Genomic DNA, 17878 nt, shown 5'->3' with positions numbered 1-17878 from the left:
TAGGAACAGGGACAAAGAAGGAATGCGTGTGCGTCGCATTCCTCGCTTTGTGCCTTAGTCGTTTTTTTTCAGCCGGATTACGCCTTTGACTCCGTGGTCGAGGATGCGGTTGCCTTCCAGTGACAAGACCCTGCGCGTGTCATAGCCGCTGTTTTGTTCGAGGATCACGACTGCGTCCGGGTAGACCTCGGTGATGATCGCGATATGTCCCCAGCCCCCGCCGCGCGTCCGGTCATAGAGCAGCATGTCGTCCGGCTTGGGGAGAGCGGTGCCGTTTTCATGGGCGGCAAAATGCCGACGGTGCGTCGCCCAGCCGCCGACGTCTTTGCCCTCGGCGATGCCTTCCCAGATATCAAACGCGCCCGGTCCGGAGTTGTATTGCGGAAACGTGCCTGGATAATGGGTGACATAAAATCGTTCTGCATAGTCGACGCATTGGGGACCGCGTCTCGTCTCGACATTTTTGTAGGTATACAGCCCCTCGCCAAGCGGGGTCACAAGTCCTGTCGCCGTCACGGATATGTCACGCACACCGCCTGCCCGGGACTCCGGGAGCAGGTCGGGCGTCGCGCGCGGGACGGCGATCAGCAAGGCCAGCAAAACGAGGGAGGAGATCAACAGCCGCATGAAAAACGCATCTTCCTTTCTTTTGTGTCAGTACCGTTATTTGTCGTTACCAGTATCTGCACAGTTACAACTTTCTATGATTAAGAAACATCGCATTTCGTGTGAATAAGAGTGAAATTATCGGATTTTGTCGTAAAAATGGGGTTTTTATCACTGGAGTTTTTGAGCAACTTGCAATATTCTTGAAATGTAGTTCAAAAAGACTAGCAAGGGGGATTTACAGTGAAGAACAAGAAGACCATCTTGGCTTCCGCTCTGACGCTGGCACTGGCTGGAAGCACGCTCGGGCTTCCGGTTGTGAGCGTTGAAGCGGCAGATGCGTTGAAGACGGACACGAATGCGTCCGTGTTGGAGTCGCATCCGATCGACCCGCACACCATCCCGGAGGAACTGCTGACGAAAAGCCTCCAAGAGCGCGGTGTGATCCCTACCGGCGCTTCGCAGTCCGCAGTGAAAGCTGCGTACCAAAACTACCTCGCGAAAAAATCGATCAAGGGCAAAGCACTGACCACTCCGGGCGGACAGCGCTTCACCGAGATCGAGAAACAAGCGAAGAGAATCAAGACCCAGCAAAAAGAGATGCTCAAAACCGGCAAGGGCAATGACAAGCTGAAAAAAGACGGCAAGGACGGCGTCAAAGTCAAGGACGCGAAAGCTGTTGACTACAACGGCCCGGTTCGCACCGACAAAGTGCTCGTTCTGCTGACTGAATTCTCCGATTTCAAACACAACAACATCGACCCGCGTCAGGGCTACATGTACGCAGACGACTTCTCCCAACAACATTATCAAGACATCATGTTTGGCGACGAAGAGTTCGAACTGTACGACGGCACCATGACGCAGACGTTCAAACAATATTATGAAGAGCAGTCGGGCGGTTCTTACTCCGTTGACGGCACGGTCTCCCAGTGGCTGACCGTTCCGGGCACCGCGAAAGAGTACGGCGACGACAACCCGAACGGCGGCAACGACAACCTCGCTCCGAAAGGTCCGCGCGATCTCGTCAAGGACGCGCTGAACGCAGCGGCGGCTTCCGGCATCGATCTGGCGGAATACGACGAGTTTGACCTGTATGACCTCGACGGCGACGGCGACCAAAACGAGCCGGACGGCCTCGTCGACCACCTGATGATCATCCACGCAGGCTCCGGTCAAGAAGCGGGCGGCGGTCGCCTTGGCGACGACGCGATCTGGTCGCACCGTTGGACCCTCGGTGGCGTCTACTCCGTTCCGAACACCACGGCGAAAGTCGACTACTGGGGCGGCAAGATGGCGGCGTTCGACTACACGATCCAACCGGAAGACGGCGCTGTCGGCGTATTCGCGCACGAATTCGGCCACGACCTCGGTCTGCCGGATGAGTACGACACCCAGTACACCGGCCAAGGCGAACCGGTCGGCGTCTGGTCGATCATGTCCGGCGGCTCTTGGGCCGGCAAGATCGCAGGCACCGAGCCGACTTCCTTCTCTCCGCAAAACAAGCAGTTCTTCCAAAACATCATGGGCGGCAACTGGGCGAACATCAAAGAAGTCGACCAGGCTGACATCGATGCAACCGGCTTTGCAACGGTCCTCGACCAATCGGTGACCAAGACCAACAACCCGGGCATCGTCCGCGTCAACCTGCCGGATAAGCCGGTCAAAGGCATCGAGCCGGCGTTTGGTTCCCAGTACTACTACTCCACGAAGGGCGACGATCTGCACACCGCGCTGACCACGCCGGAGTTCGATCTGACCTCCGCAACGTCCGCTTCCTTCGACTTCAAGACCCTGTACCAAATCGAGTACGACTATGACTTCCTGTACGTCGAAGCATCCACCGACGGTGGCAACACCTGGTCGGCTGTGGACACCCTCGGCGACGAAACGCAAGATGGCGGCGCTTCCGACTCCACCAACGGCCAATGGGTTGACAAGTCCTACGACCTGTCCTCCTTCGCCGGTCAAAAAGTCCAACTTCGCTTCTCCTACATCACCGACGGCGGCCTGGCGATGAACGGCTTTGCAATGGATGAACTGAAGCTCACCGTTGACGGCGCAGTCGTGTTTGAAGACGGCGCAGAAGGCGCGGCTCAGGTCACGCTGGACGGCTTCGAAACTTCCAACGGCTTCGACTTCTACAACCACTACTACATGCTCGAATGGCGCAACTACGCAGGCGCTGACAAAGCACTGCGCTACGCTCGCGGTGGTACCTACAACACCGGCATGCTGGTGTGGTACGCGGATGAGTCCTACTACGACAACTGGGTAGGCGTGCACCCGGGCGACGGCTTCTTCGGCGTCGTCGACTCCCACGTAAACGACGTGCTGTACTTCGACGTAAACGGCACCAAGACCACGGCGAACTCCAGCCGTTACCAAATCGCCGACGCAGCGTTCTCCTTCGATGACGCTCCGGCATGGAACTACACCCACTCCTCCTGGGGTTCGATCGCATCCCCGGGCAGCAAAGGCGTTCGCGGCTTCGATGACTCCAAGTCGTACCTCGACTCCCGCATCCCGGACGCAGGCCGCAACATCCCGAACTACGGCCTGAAGTTCGAAGTCATCGGCGAGTCGAAAGACAACTCCGCCGGCGCAGTCTGGCTGCACAAGTAAGGATCAATTTAATGAAAGAAAAGCTGCCACCCGTCATGGGTGGCAGCTTTTTTGTTTTTATTTGCCCATCAGCACTCGGTCCCAGATCGCGCCGTCGGCGTAGAGGTCTTTGCGGACTTTGTCCCAGCCGCCGAGGAAGGAGATGTCGAACTGGCCGGGCGGGGTCTTGTATTGATCTTTGAACTCTTCGGCGACCTGCGGGTCGACCGGGCGGTATCCGGTTTTGGCGAAGGCGCGCTGCGATTCTGTTGTCCACAGGAAGTCCACAAACGCTTCGGCCACTTCGCGGGTGCCGTGCTTATCCACATATTTGTCCACGACGGCGACGGGGTTTTCGATCTTGATCGTGTCATTCGGGACGACGACGTTGTATTTCGCTCCTTCGATGTTGCGCAGGAGCAGCTCGTTTTCATAGGTGACAACGACGTCACCGGTGCCGTTTTCAAACGTGGTCATCGAAGCGCGGCCGCTTTTGTCCATCGTTTTGACGTTTTTATGGATGCGGGCGAGCAGGTCTTTGGCTCCTGCTTCGTCCGAGCGTTTGAGCCCGGCGCCGTAGATCGCGTTGATGTCCCACTGAGCGCCGCCAGACGTCTTCGGATTCGGGTAGAGCACGGAGATGCCGGGGCGGGTCAGGTCTTCCCAGTCCTTGATGTTTTTCGGATTGCCTTCGCGGGTGCCGAGGGCGACGACCGACGTGGTGATCATGCCGCCGTGCTGTTTGTTCTTCCAATCATGAGTGATCAGTTTCGCATCCGTCAGCGTGTCGATGTCGCCCTCCAGCGAGAGAGCGGCGATGTCCGCTTCAAATCCGCCTGCAATGGCCCGTGCTTGTGCGCCGGACGCTTCGTATGACTCTTGGAAATTAACCTTTTGCCCGGTCTTTTTCTCCCATTCTTTTTGGAACTCCGGGATGATCTTGGCAAATGCTTCTTTTGGAACGGTGTACGCCCCGAGGGTCAGGGTGATCTCCTTTTTGCTCTCGCCGGACGCGGGGGCGGATGAATCAGTACCGCAAGCGGTCAGCGTGAATAGACTGAGGAGGAGTGCAGATGCGGTCAGAACTCGTTTCTTCATACGATTCGCTCCTTTTCTCTTTGCAGCGATAAGAATGGGTTTTCCACGATCCAGCTCTGTTGACCGGCGAACAGATAGAGCCTGTGCACCAGCACGGAGACTTCTTCACCGAGCGAAAGCGGCTCATAGGCGAGCGGACGGCGGGCGGTGAGGCGTTGTGCGCCGACTTGGACTTCGACGTGCCACGCATCGCCCCGGAACTGCACGTGGCTGACCACGCCCGGCAGCGCGGCGGAACTCGGCTGGCGTTCGTGCGAGCGGCTGATCTCAATCGACTCCGGGCGGACGAAAGCTTGCAGTTCGTCGTGGCCTTCGAGGGATGCTTTGTTGGCGATGGAGACGGCCGCTTCGGCAAACGGAGCGAGCGTGGTCAGGTCGTGCAGCGCCGTCGATTCGCCGATGAAAGTGGCGATAAAAGGTGTCTTCGGAGCGCGGTAGATCTCCCAGGGCGTCCCTTTTTGTTCGAGGCGGCCTTGGCTCATGATCAAGATCTCATCGGCGACCTCTACCGCTTCCTCTTGGTCGTGTGTGACGAACAGCGAGGTCACGCCGACGCGGGAGATCATCTCTTTCAGCCAGGTGCGCAGCTCTTTGCGAACTTTCGCATCGATGGCAGCAAACGGTTCGTCGAGCAGCAGCAGTTGCGGCTCCGGAGCGAGGGCGCGTGCAAAGGCGACGCGCTGGCGTTGCCCGCCTGACAGTTGATGCGGGTAGCGGCGTTCCAGACCGATCAACCCGGTCAGAGCCAGCAATTCGGCGACGCGCTGGTAGATGCGGGCTCGCTCCCACTTTTTCACTTTCAGGCCGAACGCGATGTTTTCCACGACCGTCATGTGTTTGAACAGCGCATAATTTTGAAAGACAAATCCGATGCCCCGATCTTGCGGCGGCAGAGCGTCCACGTTGCGGCCGCCGATGGAGATCGCCCCGCCGTCCGGGCGTTCGAGTCCGGCCAGCATGCGGAGCAGCGTCGTCTTGCCACCGCCGCTCGGGCCGAGCAGACCGATGAGGCGGCCTTGTTCCACCGAGAAGCTCACCCCTTCAACAGCCTGCAAGGAGCCAAACTTTTTATTGAGATCGCGGACTTCAAGATGATGCATGTTTGCGCACTTCCTTTCGCCGTTTGGCAGTTTCCAGCCCGAGTAGAATCAGAACCGACAAGCCAGCCAGAGCCAGCGCGACCGCGTTGGCTGCGACAAAGTTGAAATTTTCCACTTCTTGATAGACGAGCGTGGTCGCCGTCTGCGTTTTGTTGATGATGTTGCCGGAGACGACCAGCACAGCGCCAAACTCGCCGAGCGAACGGGCGACCGTCAGCACCACACCATAGATCACACCCCAGCGAATCGAGGGCCATGTCACCTGCCAGAACGTCATCCACGGCGCAGCTCCCAGCGTGTAGGCGGCCTCTTCTTGCTCCGTTCCGATCTCCTGCAGCAGCGGGGCGACCTCGCGCACCATCAGCGGAAAGGTGACGAACAGCGTCGCCAGCACCATGCCGGGCAGGGCGAACACCATTTTGATGCCGTGGCTTTCAAAGAAGGTGCCCAGCGCGGTGTTTGGCCCGAGCAGGAGGATGATCATCAGCCCGCCGATGACAGGCGACACGGCGAAGGGGAGATCGACCAGCGCGTTGGCAAACTGCCGCACTCGCCGACCCAGCCACGTGCCGCGCACCAGCAAGAGAGCGAGCAGGACACCGAACAGCGTGTTGAGCGCGGTGACGATCACGACGATCACGCCGGAGACCCAGAAGGCGTGCTGGACATCGGTACGTGCGAACACGTCGGCGAACCCTTGCCAGCCGTTTTCCCACGCACCGAGCGCCATCTGCCCGAGCGGGGCGAGGATCAGGACGAAAAAGATCAGGTAGACGAGCAGGATCGAAAGTTTCCTCATCGTGCGGTTCTCCTTCCAAACAGCGCGTTCATCGTGAACAGGAGCAGGAATGAGAGCGTCAGCAGCACGACCGACACAGCCGCAGCGGCCTGCGGGTTGTAGCTCTCGACTTGGCCGAAGATATAGACGGAGGCGACCAGCGTCTGGCCGGGCAGATTGCCGGCGATCAGCACCACCGCGCCAAACTCGGCGAGGGCGCGGGAAAAGGCGAGCAGCGTGCCGCCGCACAGACCAGGCAGCAGCGCGGGAAGGATCACTCGCCGGAACGTCAGCGCTTTGGAAGCGCCGAGCGTGTAGGAGGCTTCCTCTTCAGCGGGGTCGAGCTCTTCCAGCAGCGGCTGCAAGTTGCGGACGACGAAGGGGAAGGTGACAAACACCATCGCGATGACGATCGCTGGCGGCCGGTAGACGATCTCCCAGCCGATGCTGGTCAGCGTCTGTCCGAGCCACGAATTGGGCCCGAGCAAGAGCAGGATCATCAGCCCGCCTACTGCTGTCGGCAGCGCAAACGGCAGGTCGACGAGGCTGTTCAAAAAACGGCGTCCAGGGAAGCAGTAACGGACCAGCACCCAAGCGGTCAGCGTCCCGAGGGCGGCGTTGATCAGCGCGGCCAGCAGGGCCAACTGCACCGTCAGCCAGAGAGCGTCAAGTGCGAGCGGATGGGTCACGCTCTGCCAAAAAGGCTCCCAACCGAGGGACAAGCCCTTGCCGTACACGGCAAAGACCGGCAGGGCGACCAACACGGCAAAATAGAGCAAAACCAGACTGCGCAGGCTGCCCTGCAGCAATCGTTGATTCATGCGGAGACCTCCCTTGTGTTGTCTTAATGATAAGAAACTCTTATGGGCGTTATAAGATTTTGTTATCTTTTGCCCGCAGGCATCCGCCCGAGCCCTACCTTACAATATTGCGAAAGATGGGGAGTGGTGACGGCTTGCCGGAAGAAATAATTCCGAGTAATATGGTTTGGATACACGGTTTTACCCATGAGAAGAAATTACTATGCTCTCCACGATCTGTCAAGACAAAAAAACCGGCTCCTCTGATCGGGAACCGGGATTTATTGTGAGTATTAAAAAGCGGTGAGGCACATCGGCTTTTGATCGACGCGGAACATCTTGTGCACCGCGCCGAGGTGCGCGTCGTCGGAGAGACTCGCCACGCCGAGGCGGACGAGGCTTTTCAGGTCGACCGCGCCCATCACCAGCGAGGAGAGGTCGGCGATGTCAAGGCGCAGTTCCACGTCGTACTCGCTGTCCTGAGCTGCGACCTGAACCTGACCCTGCTGCACATCGAGCGTGACCTGTCCGTCATTTTCCGGCAAGAACGAGTCGCGAACCGTCAACAACACGCGCAGGGTCTGGCCGCCAAAGTCGTGGCCGCGCCGGGACAGGGTCTCGAACAGCCCTTTGATGTCGAGCACGCGGTACATCAGACCGACGCCTGCCGTGTTCGACTGATGGGAGATGAACGGAATCAGTTTGTCGCTGCCGTCGCGCGGGTCGCTGAGCAGATAGTGGAAGTTCTCGTCCTGCGTGGAGAAGACGACCGTCTCGATCTGATCGGCCTGGCTGTGCAGGAAGGTCAGCATCTCGGAGAGAGCGGCCGGATTTTCGTAGATCATCTGTTCGACGATGATGTTGTTGCGCATCGTGTTGTGGGTCGGGTCGATGTTTTCGAACACGTACCACAGATAGCCGCGCAGCACGCCGTCCTGATAGACGCCGATGAAGTTGCGCTGCTCCATTTTAAACAGGCTCTCAGCGGAGACTTTGTTTCTGCGCATCATCCCGTGTGTCTTCTCGACATAGCGGTGGTAGCAGTCTGTGATCTCGCTGAGATGGTCTTTGCTCAACTCTCGAACGTTTGCCTTCGACGGACCTTTAGGCAGGTTGGCCGGTTTGATGCGGTATTGGTTGTTTTTCGTGCCGTAGCCGAAGCCCATCTTTTTATAGAAGTCCGGGCGGAACGGATAGAGCGCGGCGATCTGCACGCCTTGCTCGCGATAATGGTGCAGATAATGGGAGAGCATCTCCTTGGCGATCTGCTCCTTTTTGTGCAGCAGATCCACGCAGACCATGCCGATCCCGCCGACGGTGATCGGCTGATCGAACAGTGTCATCACGAAGTCGAACAGCGCATAGCCCCCGAGCAGCTCGTCGTCGCGGAAATAGCCGAAATAGTGCACATCATCCGCATTCCGCATCATGTTGCGGTGAAGTTCCACGCGAAACTCGCGGTCTTTTTCGGTGATGATCTTCAGGCCGGGATAGGCTTTCGACATCAGATAAACCAAGCGAGGGAGATGCTCCTCGGTGAGTTGGGTGATTTGGAAGGTGGTCATGAGGGGATAGTCGCTCCTTTTTGAAATATCTGGTATATCATGTTCGCTACACAGATAGTGAAGTCCTTTGAGGGTTTGACTTTGTCTCCCAGCAAAGATCGTGAAGAGAGGGCTTGCCTGTACGTTTGTACCTGGCAAGCCCTCATTGGTTGACTCTTTTTATATCGTAGGGGTCTTGCGTCTGCTAGTACGCCCCGAACAACCCGCGCAGCTCCGCCGGCACTTCCGTGCTCTTCCTCGTCTCGATCCCCATCGCCACGCTGGTCACCAGCGCATCGGCGCACAGCACGCCGTTTTGATTCCAGATCTCCTGCTTCAGCACGTACGAGGTCCGGCCGATCTTTTCCGGGCGGGTCTTGATCGTGAGCTTGTCGCCTTGCAGGCACTCGTGCTTGTAGTTGATGTTGATATTGACCGTCACGGTGTTGACGCCCATCGCTTCAAACTTGTCGTAGTGGAGGTCATGCTGCTCGTACCACTCCTCACGTCCCCATTCGAGGTATTCGAGGTATTTCGCGTTGTTGACGTGGCCGTTGACGTCGATTTCGGTGGAGCGAACGATGATGTCGAGCGCGATTTCTTTGCCTGCCATTCCCGATAAAACCTCCTTCAAATCTGCGGTTCTCTTTCCCTTATCCTACCACATAGACATGAAACTGTGGACAAGTGAGAAAGGGGAGAAGGGTGCGATGAGAAAACTCAACTGGACGCTGCCGATCTGCGCGCTGATCTTGTTGGCGAGCTTTTGGATGGCGCACATGGTCTATACCGACACCAGCCAAGTGACGCAGGTCGCAAAAGGCGATCCGGCCCATCCGCTGTCGTTTATGTCAGCGGGCGAATGGGAGCGCACGGTGGCCTATTCCAAATTGAAAGACGCTCTCTATTTTGCTTCCGTCGGGTTTGAATGGGTGATCTATCTGTTTCTGCTGACCGCAGGGCTTTCGTCCCGCTTCCGGGACACGGCTGTGCGTGCTTTCAAGCGTTCTTCGTTCGGTCAGGTCGCCGTCTACACCGCGCTCCTGCAACTGGCGATCACGCTGATCGAACTGCCTCTGATGTGGTTCCGCCACATGGTCGACGTCAACTACGGCATCTCGACGATGACAGCATCCGATTGGTTTTCCGAGCTCGGACTCGACTTTGTCGTCTCGACGCTGATGACGATCCCGGTGATTTGGCTGGCGATGCTGATCGTGCGCAAAAGCCCGCAACGCTGGTGGCTGTGGTTCTGGACGGCGACGATCCCCTTGTTACTGTTCCTCGTCGTGATCCAGCCGATCGTGCTCGACCCGCTCTACAACGACTTCAAGCCGCTGCAAAATCAGGAGCTGAAACAGGAAATCCTCGATCTCGCGCACAAAGCGGATGTGCCGAGCGACGACGTGTACGAAGTGGACATGTCAAAAAAGACAAACGCCCTCAACGCCTACGTCAACGGCCTCGGCCCCAGTGCCCGCATCGTGCTCTGGGATACGACGCTGAGCAAGCTCCAGAACGACGAGATCCTGTTCATCATGGGCCATGAGATGGGCCATTACGTGAAAAATCACATCCTGTGGGGCCTCGGAGGTTCCCTGCTGTCCCTGTTCGTCCTGCTCTGGGTACTGGCCAAGTCTGCCAACGGCGTGATCCGCTTCATGGGCTCGCACTGGGGCATCCGTTCCATCGACGACCTGGCCGCCCTGCCGGCCGCGCTGCTGCTGCTGTCGATGCTGTCGTTTGCCACGTCGCCGTTCGACAACTACGTGCAGCGTCACCACGAACTGACAGCCGATCGATATGCCGTGCAGATCACCGGCGATGCGGAAGCGGGCATCCGTTCGTTCCAGAAACTGTCGCGCCTCTCCCTCTCAAACCCCAATCCGTCGCCGATTGTCAAGTTCTTCCGCTATACGCACCCGACGATTTCTGAACGGATTCAGTATCTGGAAGAGCTGGAAAAGGCACAAGAGCAAAACGTCGAATTTCCCAGGAAATGATCGTTTGTTAACAGACAAAGTTCGCATTTATGACCATCTCCCTATAGTCTTCTCTGTAAAATTCTAGTACCCTATGAAGTACTGTACTAGGAGTAAGAGAGGGGAAGACGGGATGAAAGTAAGCAAACGCCTGAAGGCTGCCGGGGCTTGGATTTTGAGCCTGTCGATGGTCTTTGGGAGCACTCCGCTGGGAGCGAAAGCCTCCTCGGAGCAGATCTACAGCTGGCCGACGATCTTGTCCAAAACGGCGACCGATCCGATCATCGTGACCAAGGGTGTGACCTATCAGCGTTTCAACTTCCAGACGTCGAGCGGGCCGATTGTCATTCACGAGACATGGACGCAGCTCGATGATCCGAATGTTGAAGTAAAAGCTGTCCTGTCGCATGACAAACTGGAAAACGAGAAAAACGAGACGGTCAGCGAAATGGCACGCCGCACAGGAGCGGTGGCCGGGACCAACGGCGACTTCTTCGAATCGCAAGGCTCGGGCATGGCGCTCGGCATGGGCGTTGAGAACGGCAAGCTGATCCACAGCCCGTCTCCGTCCGCGGTGCTCGGCATCGACTACACCAACCGCATCGTGATGGGGCACTACACGCTGACCGCACAGATGACGGCAAACGGGCAGACGAGCGCGATCACCTCGGTCAACGGGCATCCGGTGACCTTCCCGAACGGCATGGTGCTGTTGACACCGGAGCTCGGCTTCTGGGAGATGGCGGCCAACGCAACGGTCGTCACGCTGGAGCCGGTCTCAGGCGACGCCTACAAAGTCATCGGCATCCAACCGGCTCAGACGGTGGTCGAAGCGCCGGTCAAGCCGTACCTGAAAGTGCTGGCACAAGGCGTGGACGCGATCAATTATGTCACCGCCAACGTGAAAAAAGACGATACGATCAAACTGGGCTGGGGCACCAACCCGAGCTCCAGTCACTTGAAATACGCAATCGGCGGCGGCCCGATCCTGCTCAAAGGCGGGTCCTCCTACAAAGATCCCAATCCGCCGCTTAAAGGCGTGGAAAACACTCGCATGCCGCTGACCGGCGTCGGGGTGACCGCCGACGGCAAGCGGATGATGCAGGTCGTCGTCGACGGCCGCAGCAAAGAGAGCATCGGCCTGACCTATGGGCAGATGGCCAACTATTTTGCCCACCGCAACCTTTCGGACGCGATGCTGTTCGACGGCGGCGGCTCCTCCGACATGGTGATCCGCGATGTCGGTGACACGCAGGCGAAGGTGATCAGCAAACCGTCCGACGGCTGGGAACGCCGCGTGGCAAACGGGCTGTTTGTCTACAGCACCTCGCCGTCCGGTCAGCCGACGCACGTGCACGTCAACGACGGTCAGAACGTGACCGTCTTTAAAGGTCGCTCGGTGACGCTGGCCGCACCTGCGATCCGCGACCAAAACTACAACCCGCTCCCGAGCGCACCGGTCACTTACACGGTCGAGCCGGCGACGCTCGGGACGATCACCGCAAACGGCGTCTTCACCGCAGGCGTGAACGGCGGTGCGGGCAAGATCATCGCCACGACGGCAAACGGCGCGAAAGGCGAGGTCGCAGTCAACGTCATCACCACCGTTGACTCGCTGACGATCTCTCCGGCGAGCGCGATGATCGGCAACGATGAGAGCGTGACTTTCACCGTCAAGGGCAACGTGCTCGGCCAGAGCTTCACGCTCGATCCGGCCGATCTGAACTGGACGGCAGACCGCGCGTTTGGCACCGTCGAGGGCAACGGCCGCTTTACCGCCGTCTCCGGTGACAAGACCGGACGCACCACGGTGACGGCGAGCTTTGGCGGCAAGAGCGTCGGTGCGACGGTTGACATCGGCTATGTGCGCCACACGCTCGACCAACTCACCGACGCGGGCAAATGGACGCGCACCGACCGCTGGGGCGATGTCGGCACGCTGACCACATCGACGACCGCTCAGATCGGCGACAAGACGCAGTTCCTGACGATGAACTACCGATTCGCGGCAGGCAGCGGGCTGAAGCAATTCGTCTTCTACCCGAAAGAGACGATGTCGATCCCGCATCCGACCGACAAGGCGGCTGTCGACCCGATCGGCATCGGCATGTGGGTGTACGGCAACAACAGCGGCGTGCGTCTGTTCGCCAACTTTGAAAAGCCGGACGGTACCTTCGTCCGCAGCACAGACACGGCGGCTGTCACCTGGAGCGGCTGGAAATTTGTCTCCTTCAAGATCCCGGCCGGCACTCCGTTCCCGGTCAAGCTCGACTACCTCGACGCGTATGTCGACTCTCCGACCGCCGAAGTGAAAGGCACGCTGTACTTCAGCGACCTGCAGGTGCTCTTCAACCCGACGACCTACAAAGAAAAAGAAGTCGTCGTGCCGCAACCGACGGTGGTCACCTTCCCGGACATCGCGAACCACTGGGGCCGGACCGTCGTGGAAACGCTTGCTACGAAAGGCATCATCAACGGCCGCGACAAAGATCACTTCGATCCGGACGCCGGGCTCTCCCGCGCCGAAGCGGTCACTTTGATCGTGCGCTCGCTGAACCTGCCGAGCGACACCGGCACGACCTTCTCCGACGTGCCGTCTGACGCGTGGTACGCCTCCACCGTCAGCGCAGCGGTCAAGGCGGGCATCACCAACGGCGTGGGCGACGGCAAATTTGCCCCGCACGAGCCGGTCAACCGCAACCAGATGGCGAAAATGATCTACCACGCGCTGAAGACGCAAGGCAAGGCACCGACCGGCGGCACCCCGCTGGCGTTCAAGGATGCGGATCTCATCGCGTCCTGGGCAAAAGCGGAGATCGACGCGCTGTCGGCAGCCGGTCTGATGGTCGGCGACGGCACCGGCTATCTGCGTCCGGTCAAGACGGCCACCCGCGTCGAATCGGCATACATGATCCACAACATGCTGAAATACGCAGGACTGCTCTCATGAGCAGTCTTTTTTTTACCCATACTAGATCAGAACGTACTCTGCAAGGAGGCGATCTCATTGAAAATCGTCGTCTACACATCGACTGGCTGCAACTACTGCGCCAAGATCAAAGCGGAACTCAAACAATGGGGCTATGACTACGAAGAGCGCAACGTCATCGAGAACAAAGAGTACTTCAACGACCTGCATGAGAAAGGCATCTATTCCACGCCGGTCACGTTTATCGACGACCAAGCGGTCATCGGCTATCGTCCGAACAAAATGAAGCAGATCCTCGGCGTCGACGAGGAGAAACTGAAAGGCTCGAACGTCGAAGGCGGAGACAAAGCGGGGATCACCGAGGAACTCAAGGAGCAGGAACAGATCTTCACCGATCTGTCCAAAGAGATGCTGGACGAAACATACGACCTTGTCTGCATCGGCTCCGGCCCGGCAGGCGCATCGGCCGCCGTGTACGCGGCACGCGGCAAGCTCAAGACGCTCGTCGTCGACAAAGCCCCGGCCAGCGGCGCCTTGGCGATCACGCACAAGATCGCCAACTACCCCGGAGTCCACGAAGAGCTGACCGGTCTGGAGTTGGTCGACCGCATCCGCAGACAGGCCAAGGAGTACGGCGCCACGTTCGTCAAAGGCAACGTGCAAGGGTTGAAACTGGACGGCGAAGTCAAGCATGTCGAACTGCCGGACGGCGTGATCAAGGCCAAGACGATCTTTATCGCCGTCGGGGCTCGCGGCCGGACGAACAAGCTGAAAAACGAGGAAGAGTTTGCAGGGCGCGGGGTGTCCTACTGCTCGACTTGCGACGCTGCGTTCTTTGAAGGGCGGGACATCGCCGTCGTCGGTGACAACGAGGAAGCCGTCTCGGAAGCCTCGTCGCTGGCGCAATTTGCAAAAACGGTCTACTTCCTCATCCCCGGCAAAAAACTCAGCGGACAGGCCTCCCTCGACGACCTCGACGGGCACGGCAACATCGAAGTGCTGATGGGGCACAAGGCCAAGCAGATCGTCGGGGAAGAGAACGGCAAGCTGGAAGGCGTGCTTGTGCAGACGGACGAGGGGGAGAAGACGTTCAATGTCGACGGCGTGTTCCTCTACGTCGCAGGCAACAAACCGGCAACCGACTTCATCGGCGACGCGGTCAAGCGCGACGAAGACGGCTACATCGAGGTCGACCACGCGCTCCAGACCAGCGTCGAAGGCGTCTTTGCCGGCGGCGATGCGCGACGCACCATCGTCAAACAGGCGGTCATCGCAGCGGCAGACGGCGCGGTGGCGGCACAGGGCGCGGATAAGTACGTCAACAAGCGCAAACGGATGATCCCGCAATACAGCTAAAAAGGCTGATCCGTCCGAAGTATGACATCCCATCCGTCGTGCCATACTGGTGGATGGGATTGTTTCACCAACCAATGCATGTTACGAAAGAAAGGAAGGAGGGAAACGCTATGCCGAAAGGTGCAACGGAGACCAAAACGCTGAAAGTCGGCGACATGGCGCCTGATTTCACCCTGAAAGCACACGGCGACCGGGAGATCAAGCTCTCGGACTACCGCGGCAAGAACGTCTTTATCGCGTTCTACCCTCTTGACTGGACCCCGGTCTGAGGCGCGCAAATGCCTTCGTACGAGGATGACCTTTCTCGTTTCGAAGAGCACAATACCCAGGTTCTGGGTATCAGCGTCGACAGCATCCCCAGTCATGAGGCTTGGCAGAAGTCGGTCGGCGGGATCACCTATCCGCTGTGTTCGGACTTCTACCCCCACGGTGCCGTAGCGGAAACGTACGGCGTTCTGCGCAATGAAGGCATGTCGGAACGCGCCTTGTTCATCATCGACAAGGAAGGCAAGATCCGCTTCATCGACGTGCACCCGATTGGGGAGCAGCCGGATAACGATGAGTTGTTCGATGTCCTCAAAACGATCAACGCCTAGTTTGAGGTTTGAGGTGCGATAAAGAAAAAGGCCTATGCGTGTTGCGCATAGGCCTTTTTCTCGTGGGTCACGGTCTCTTTAAACAAATACTGCAAATACTTTCCGATCGAATCGCGCGGCTTGCCGAGAGCCGGGGCCATGTGGCCGTTCATGCCGGGCAGCACGTTGACCTCGATGATCGCGCCCCGCGTCTCGCACATCGGCACGGCGATGTCGGCGGTGCGGATGTCCAGACCTGCGACGTCGAGATCGAGCGCCTTTACGGTCGCCAGTGCGATCTCGATGTTTTCCGGGCAGATCTCGTCGGTGCGGTCCACGTTCATGCCGCCGGTGTACTCGTTGCCGTTTTTGCGCAGATAGACGACCTCGTCGATCATCGGGACGCTGTCCAGTTCGCAGCCTTGGTGGGCCAGGATGCGCAGGACTTCATCGTCGATCTGCACCTGCAGCATCGGCAGAAACTCATCTTTGTCGGCCGTGCGGCGCGGGTCGGCGTTGAGGCGGCGGATCAGCGTCTCCACCGTCGACTCGCCGTCGCCGATCACGCAGGGCGGGCAGTTTTCCAGCACGCCGACCACTTCGCCGTCGATCACCAGCACACGGTAGTCGCGGCCTTCGACCTGACGTTGCAAGAGCAGGTTTTTGCTGTAGGTCAGACCGTTCTCAATCGCCTCGGCCAGTTCGGCCTCGCTGCGGATGTCCATCGTGATCCCGACGCCTCGGTTGGTGTCGTTCGGCTTGACCACCACCACGTCGTGCTCCCGGAGAAACGCGGCTGCCTCCGGAGTGAGCGACGAAACGGTGATCTCCTCCGGCACCGGAAGTCCAGCGCGGGACAGCAGGGCGGAGCAGACCGCCTTGTTTTTGGTGATCATCCCGGCGACCACCGTCAGACGGTGCGAGCGGGTTTTGTTGATGATCAAAGTCGTTTCGCCGTTGGAGATCTCCAGAAAGTCCTCTTCGCCTTCCACCAGCGGTCGGCAGGAATACCCGAGCTCCGCCGCCCGTTTGGCGATCAGCTTATTATGTAAATTTTTCACTGAGACAGCCTCCCTATCGTGAGAATCGTTCTCACTGCTTCTAGAGACATATTAAGTGAGAACTGTTCTCATGTCAATACGTTGGGCGAAGAAATACAAAGTTGGGCGTGTGCTCGCACTTCGTTTTGTGGTAAAATAAGGGATGCCATGCATGTTTTTATTTTCTAAAGGAGTGATGGAATATGGTGAACAACAAGCAGAGTGTGCGGTACGAGATATTGGCAAGGAAAGTCAAGGAAGTCCTCCTTTAAGAACATTGGCACCTCTTAACGGGGGTTCTTCCGGTCATCTATTTTGAGGAGGAATCCTGCGTTGAAACTGGAAACACTTGGTTGGAATTCTTTTTTTGCTGAACCTTTTGCCCATCAATTTGCGGACACGGCTTACACGGTGGGGCGCGTCGCATTGGAACATAAGCACATCTATCGCGTCTACAGCGAACACGGCGAACTGCTCGCCGAGATCGCCGGCAAGATGCGTCACAACGCGCTCGGACGCGAAGACTATCCGGCTGTCGGGGACTGGGTCGTCGTGAGTGCCCGCCCCGAAGAAGGCAAGGCGACCGTCCACGCGATCCTGCCGCGCAAAAGCAAATTCTCTCGCAAAGTGGCTGGCACCGTCACCGAAGAGCAGATCGTCGCGACCAACGTCGACACCGTCTTTCTCGTCAACGCGCTCAACCGCGATTTTAACGTCCGCAAGATTGAGCGATATCTGCTGATGGCGTGGGAGTCCGGGGCCAACCCGGTGATCATCCTGTCCAAAGCGGACCTGTGCGACGACGTCGAGGAGAAAGTGCGGGCGGTGGAGTCTGTCGCCATCGGTGTGCCGATCCACGTCGTTTCGTCCCTGGACAACATCGGCGTCGACGAACTGCGCCCGTACTTGGGCGAAGGCCGCACCATCGCCTTGCTCGGTTCCTCAGGCGTCGGCAAATCGACGCTGATCAACCGTCTCCACGGCCACGAGGTCATGGACACCGGCTCGATCCGCGAAGACGACGACCGCGGCCGCCATACGACCACGCACCGCGAGTTGATCCTGCTGCCCGCAGGCGGCATCCTGATCGACACCCCCGGCATGCGCGAACTGCAGCTGTGGGAGACGGGGGACAGCTTTGAAGAGAGCTTCAAGGACATCGAGGAGCTGGCGGAAAGCTGCTACTACCGCGACTGCACCCATGCCAAGGAGCCCGACTGCGCCGTTCGCGGCGCACTGGCAGACGGAACGCTCGATCAGGGCCGCTGGAACAACTATGTCAAGTTGCAAAAAGAAGCGGCTTACCTCGCTCGAAAAGAAGATCAGCGGCTGCAACTGGCGGAGAAAGAGAAATGGAAGAAGATCAACCAAAGCCAACGAAAGATGAAACACCGAAAATAACATTAAATTTACTAAACCCTGCAGGGAAAGTGCACTCTGCAGGGTTTTTCGTATTTTCAAGCAAA

Annotated in this window: 14 protein-coding genes; 6 read left to right on the top strand and 8 right to left on the bottom strand. The window is 58.4% G+C overall.

Going from position 1 to position 17878, the window contains the following annotated elements:
- Positions 1–54: 54 nt before the first annotated feature.
- Positions 55–627: a CHAP domain-containing protein gene (locus OS242_RS14460; protein ID WP_267152400.1), complete on the bottom strand. Its 573-nt coding sequence runs from the start codon at positions 625–627 to the stop codon at positions 55–57.
- 222 nt (positions 628–849) lie between these two features.
- On the opposite strand from OS242_RS14460, the gene OS242_RS14455 reads away from it, so the two are divergent.
- Positions 850–3231, top strand: a complete 2382-nt coding sequence (locus OS242_RS14455; RefSeq protein ID WP_407702116.1) for an immune inhibitor A domain-containing protein — start codon at positions 850–852, stop codon at positions 3229–3231.
- Positions 3232–3288: 57 nt separating this feature from the next.
- Here OS242_RS14455 and OS242_RS14450 read toward each other — a convergent pair whose 3' ends face one another.
- The 6 genes from OS242_RS14450 to OS242_RS14425 form a co-directional block, all read right to left on the bottom strand.
- Positions 3289–4308: a sulfate ABC transporter substrate-binding protein gene (locus tag OS242_RS14450; RefSeq protein WP_267152399.1), complete on the bottom strand. Its 1020-nt coding sequence runs from the start codon at positions 4306–4308 to the stop codon at positions 3289–3291.
- Positions 4305–5408, bottom strand: coding sequence for an ABC transporter ATP-binding protein (locus tag OS242_RS14445; protein WP_267152398.1), 1104 nt, complete (start codon positions 5406–5408; stop codon positions 4305–4307). The genes OS242_RS14450 and OS242_RS14445 overlap by 4 nt, the downstream gene beginning before the upstream one ends.
- Positions 5395–6207, bottom strand: coding sequence for a sulfate ABC transporter permease subunit (locus OS242_RS14440; RefSeq protein WP_267152397.1), 813 nt, complete (start codon positions 6205–6207; stop codon positions 5395–5397). Before OS242_RS14440 ends, OS242_RS14445 begins: the two co-directional genes overlap by 14 nt.
- Complete coding sequence (gene cysT, locus OS242_RS14435) at positions 6204–7007, bottom strand: sulfate ABC transporter permease subunit CysT (RefSeq protein WP_267152396.1); 804 nt, start codon at positions 7005–7007, stop codon at positions 6204–6206. Before cysT ends, OS242_RS14440 begins: the two co-directional genes overlap by 4 nt.
- A 272-nt stretch (positions 7008–7279) precedes the next feature.
- A complete protein-coding gene (locus tag OS242_RS14430) occupies positions 7280–8551 on the bottom strand; it encodes a GNAT family N-acetyltransferase (RefSeq protein ID WP_267152395.1) in 1272 nt (423 codons plus the stop codon).
- Positions 8552–8735: 184 nt separating this feature from the next.
- Positions 8736–9143 carry an acyl-CoA thioesterase gene (locus OS242_RS14425; protein ID WP_267152394.1) on the bottom strand — a complete coding sequence of 136 codons (408 nt, stop codon included), beginning with the start codon at positions 9141–9143 and terminating at the stop codon, positions 8736–8738.
- 97 nt (positions 9144–9240) lie between these two features.
- Here OS242_RS14425 and OS242_RS14420 point away from each other — a divergent pair, with 97 nt between their 5' ends.
- The 4 genes from OS242_RS14420 (at position 9241) to OS242_RS14405 (ending at position 15393) form a co-directional block, all read left to right on the top strand.
- Positions 9241–10533 carry a M48 family metallopeptidase gene (locus OS242_RS14420; RefSeq protein ID WP_267152393.1) on the top strand — a complete coding sequence of 431 codons (1293 nt, stop codon included), beginning with the start codon at positions 9241–9243 and terminating at the stop codon, positions 10531–10533.
- A 112-nt stretch (positions 10534–10645) separates the two neighbouring features.
- On the top strand, positions 10646–13462 hold the full coding sequence (locus OS242_RS14415; RefSeq protein ID WP_267152392.1) for an S-layer homology domain-containing protein: 2817 nt from the start codon (positions 10646–10648) through the stop codon (positions 13460–13462).
- 57 nt (positions 13463–13519) lie between these two features.
- Complete coding sequence (locus OS242_RS14410) at positions 13520–14797, top strand: FAD-dependent oxidoreductase (protein WP_323372957.1); 1278 nt, start codon at positions 13520–13522, stop codon at positions 14795–14797.
- A 53-nt stretch (positions 14798–14850) separates the two neighbouring features.
- Positions 14851–15393, top strand: coding sequence for a peroxiredoxin (locus OS242_RS14405; RefSeq protein ID WP_323372956.1), 543 nt, complete (start codon positions 14851–14853; stop codon positions 15391–15393).
- Positions 15394–15425: 32 nt separating this feature from the next.
- On the opposite strand, the gene OS242_RS14400 is transcribed toward OS242_RS14405, so the two are convergent.
- Positions 15426–16433, bottom strand: coding sequence for an ATP-grasp domain-containing protein (locus OS242_RS14400; protein WP_267152391.1), 1008 nt, complete (start codon positions 16431–16433; stop codon positions 15426–15428).
- A gap of 312 nt (positions 16434–16745) precedes the next feature.
- On the opposite strand from OS242_RS14400, the gene rsgA reads away from it, so the two are divergent.
- Entirely contained in the window at positions 16746–17813 is a 1068-nt protein-coding gene (gene rsgA / locus OS242_RS14395; RefSeq protein WP_267152390.1) for a ribosome small subunit-dependent GTPase A, read from the top strand.
- Positions 17814–17878 lie beyond the last annotated feature (65 nt).

The organism is Tumebacillus lacus (assembly GCF_026410385.1).
GTDB lineage: Bacteria > Bacillota > Bacilli > Tumebacillales > Tumebacillaceae > Tumebacillus > Tumebacillus lacus.
Note: the sequence above shows the minus strand (reverse complement) of the source record. Positions and strands in the feature narration are given on the sequence as shown.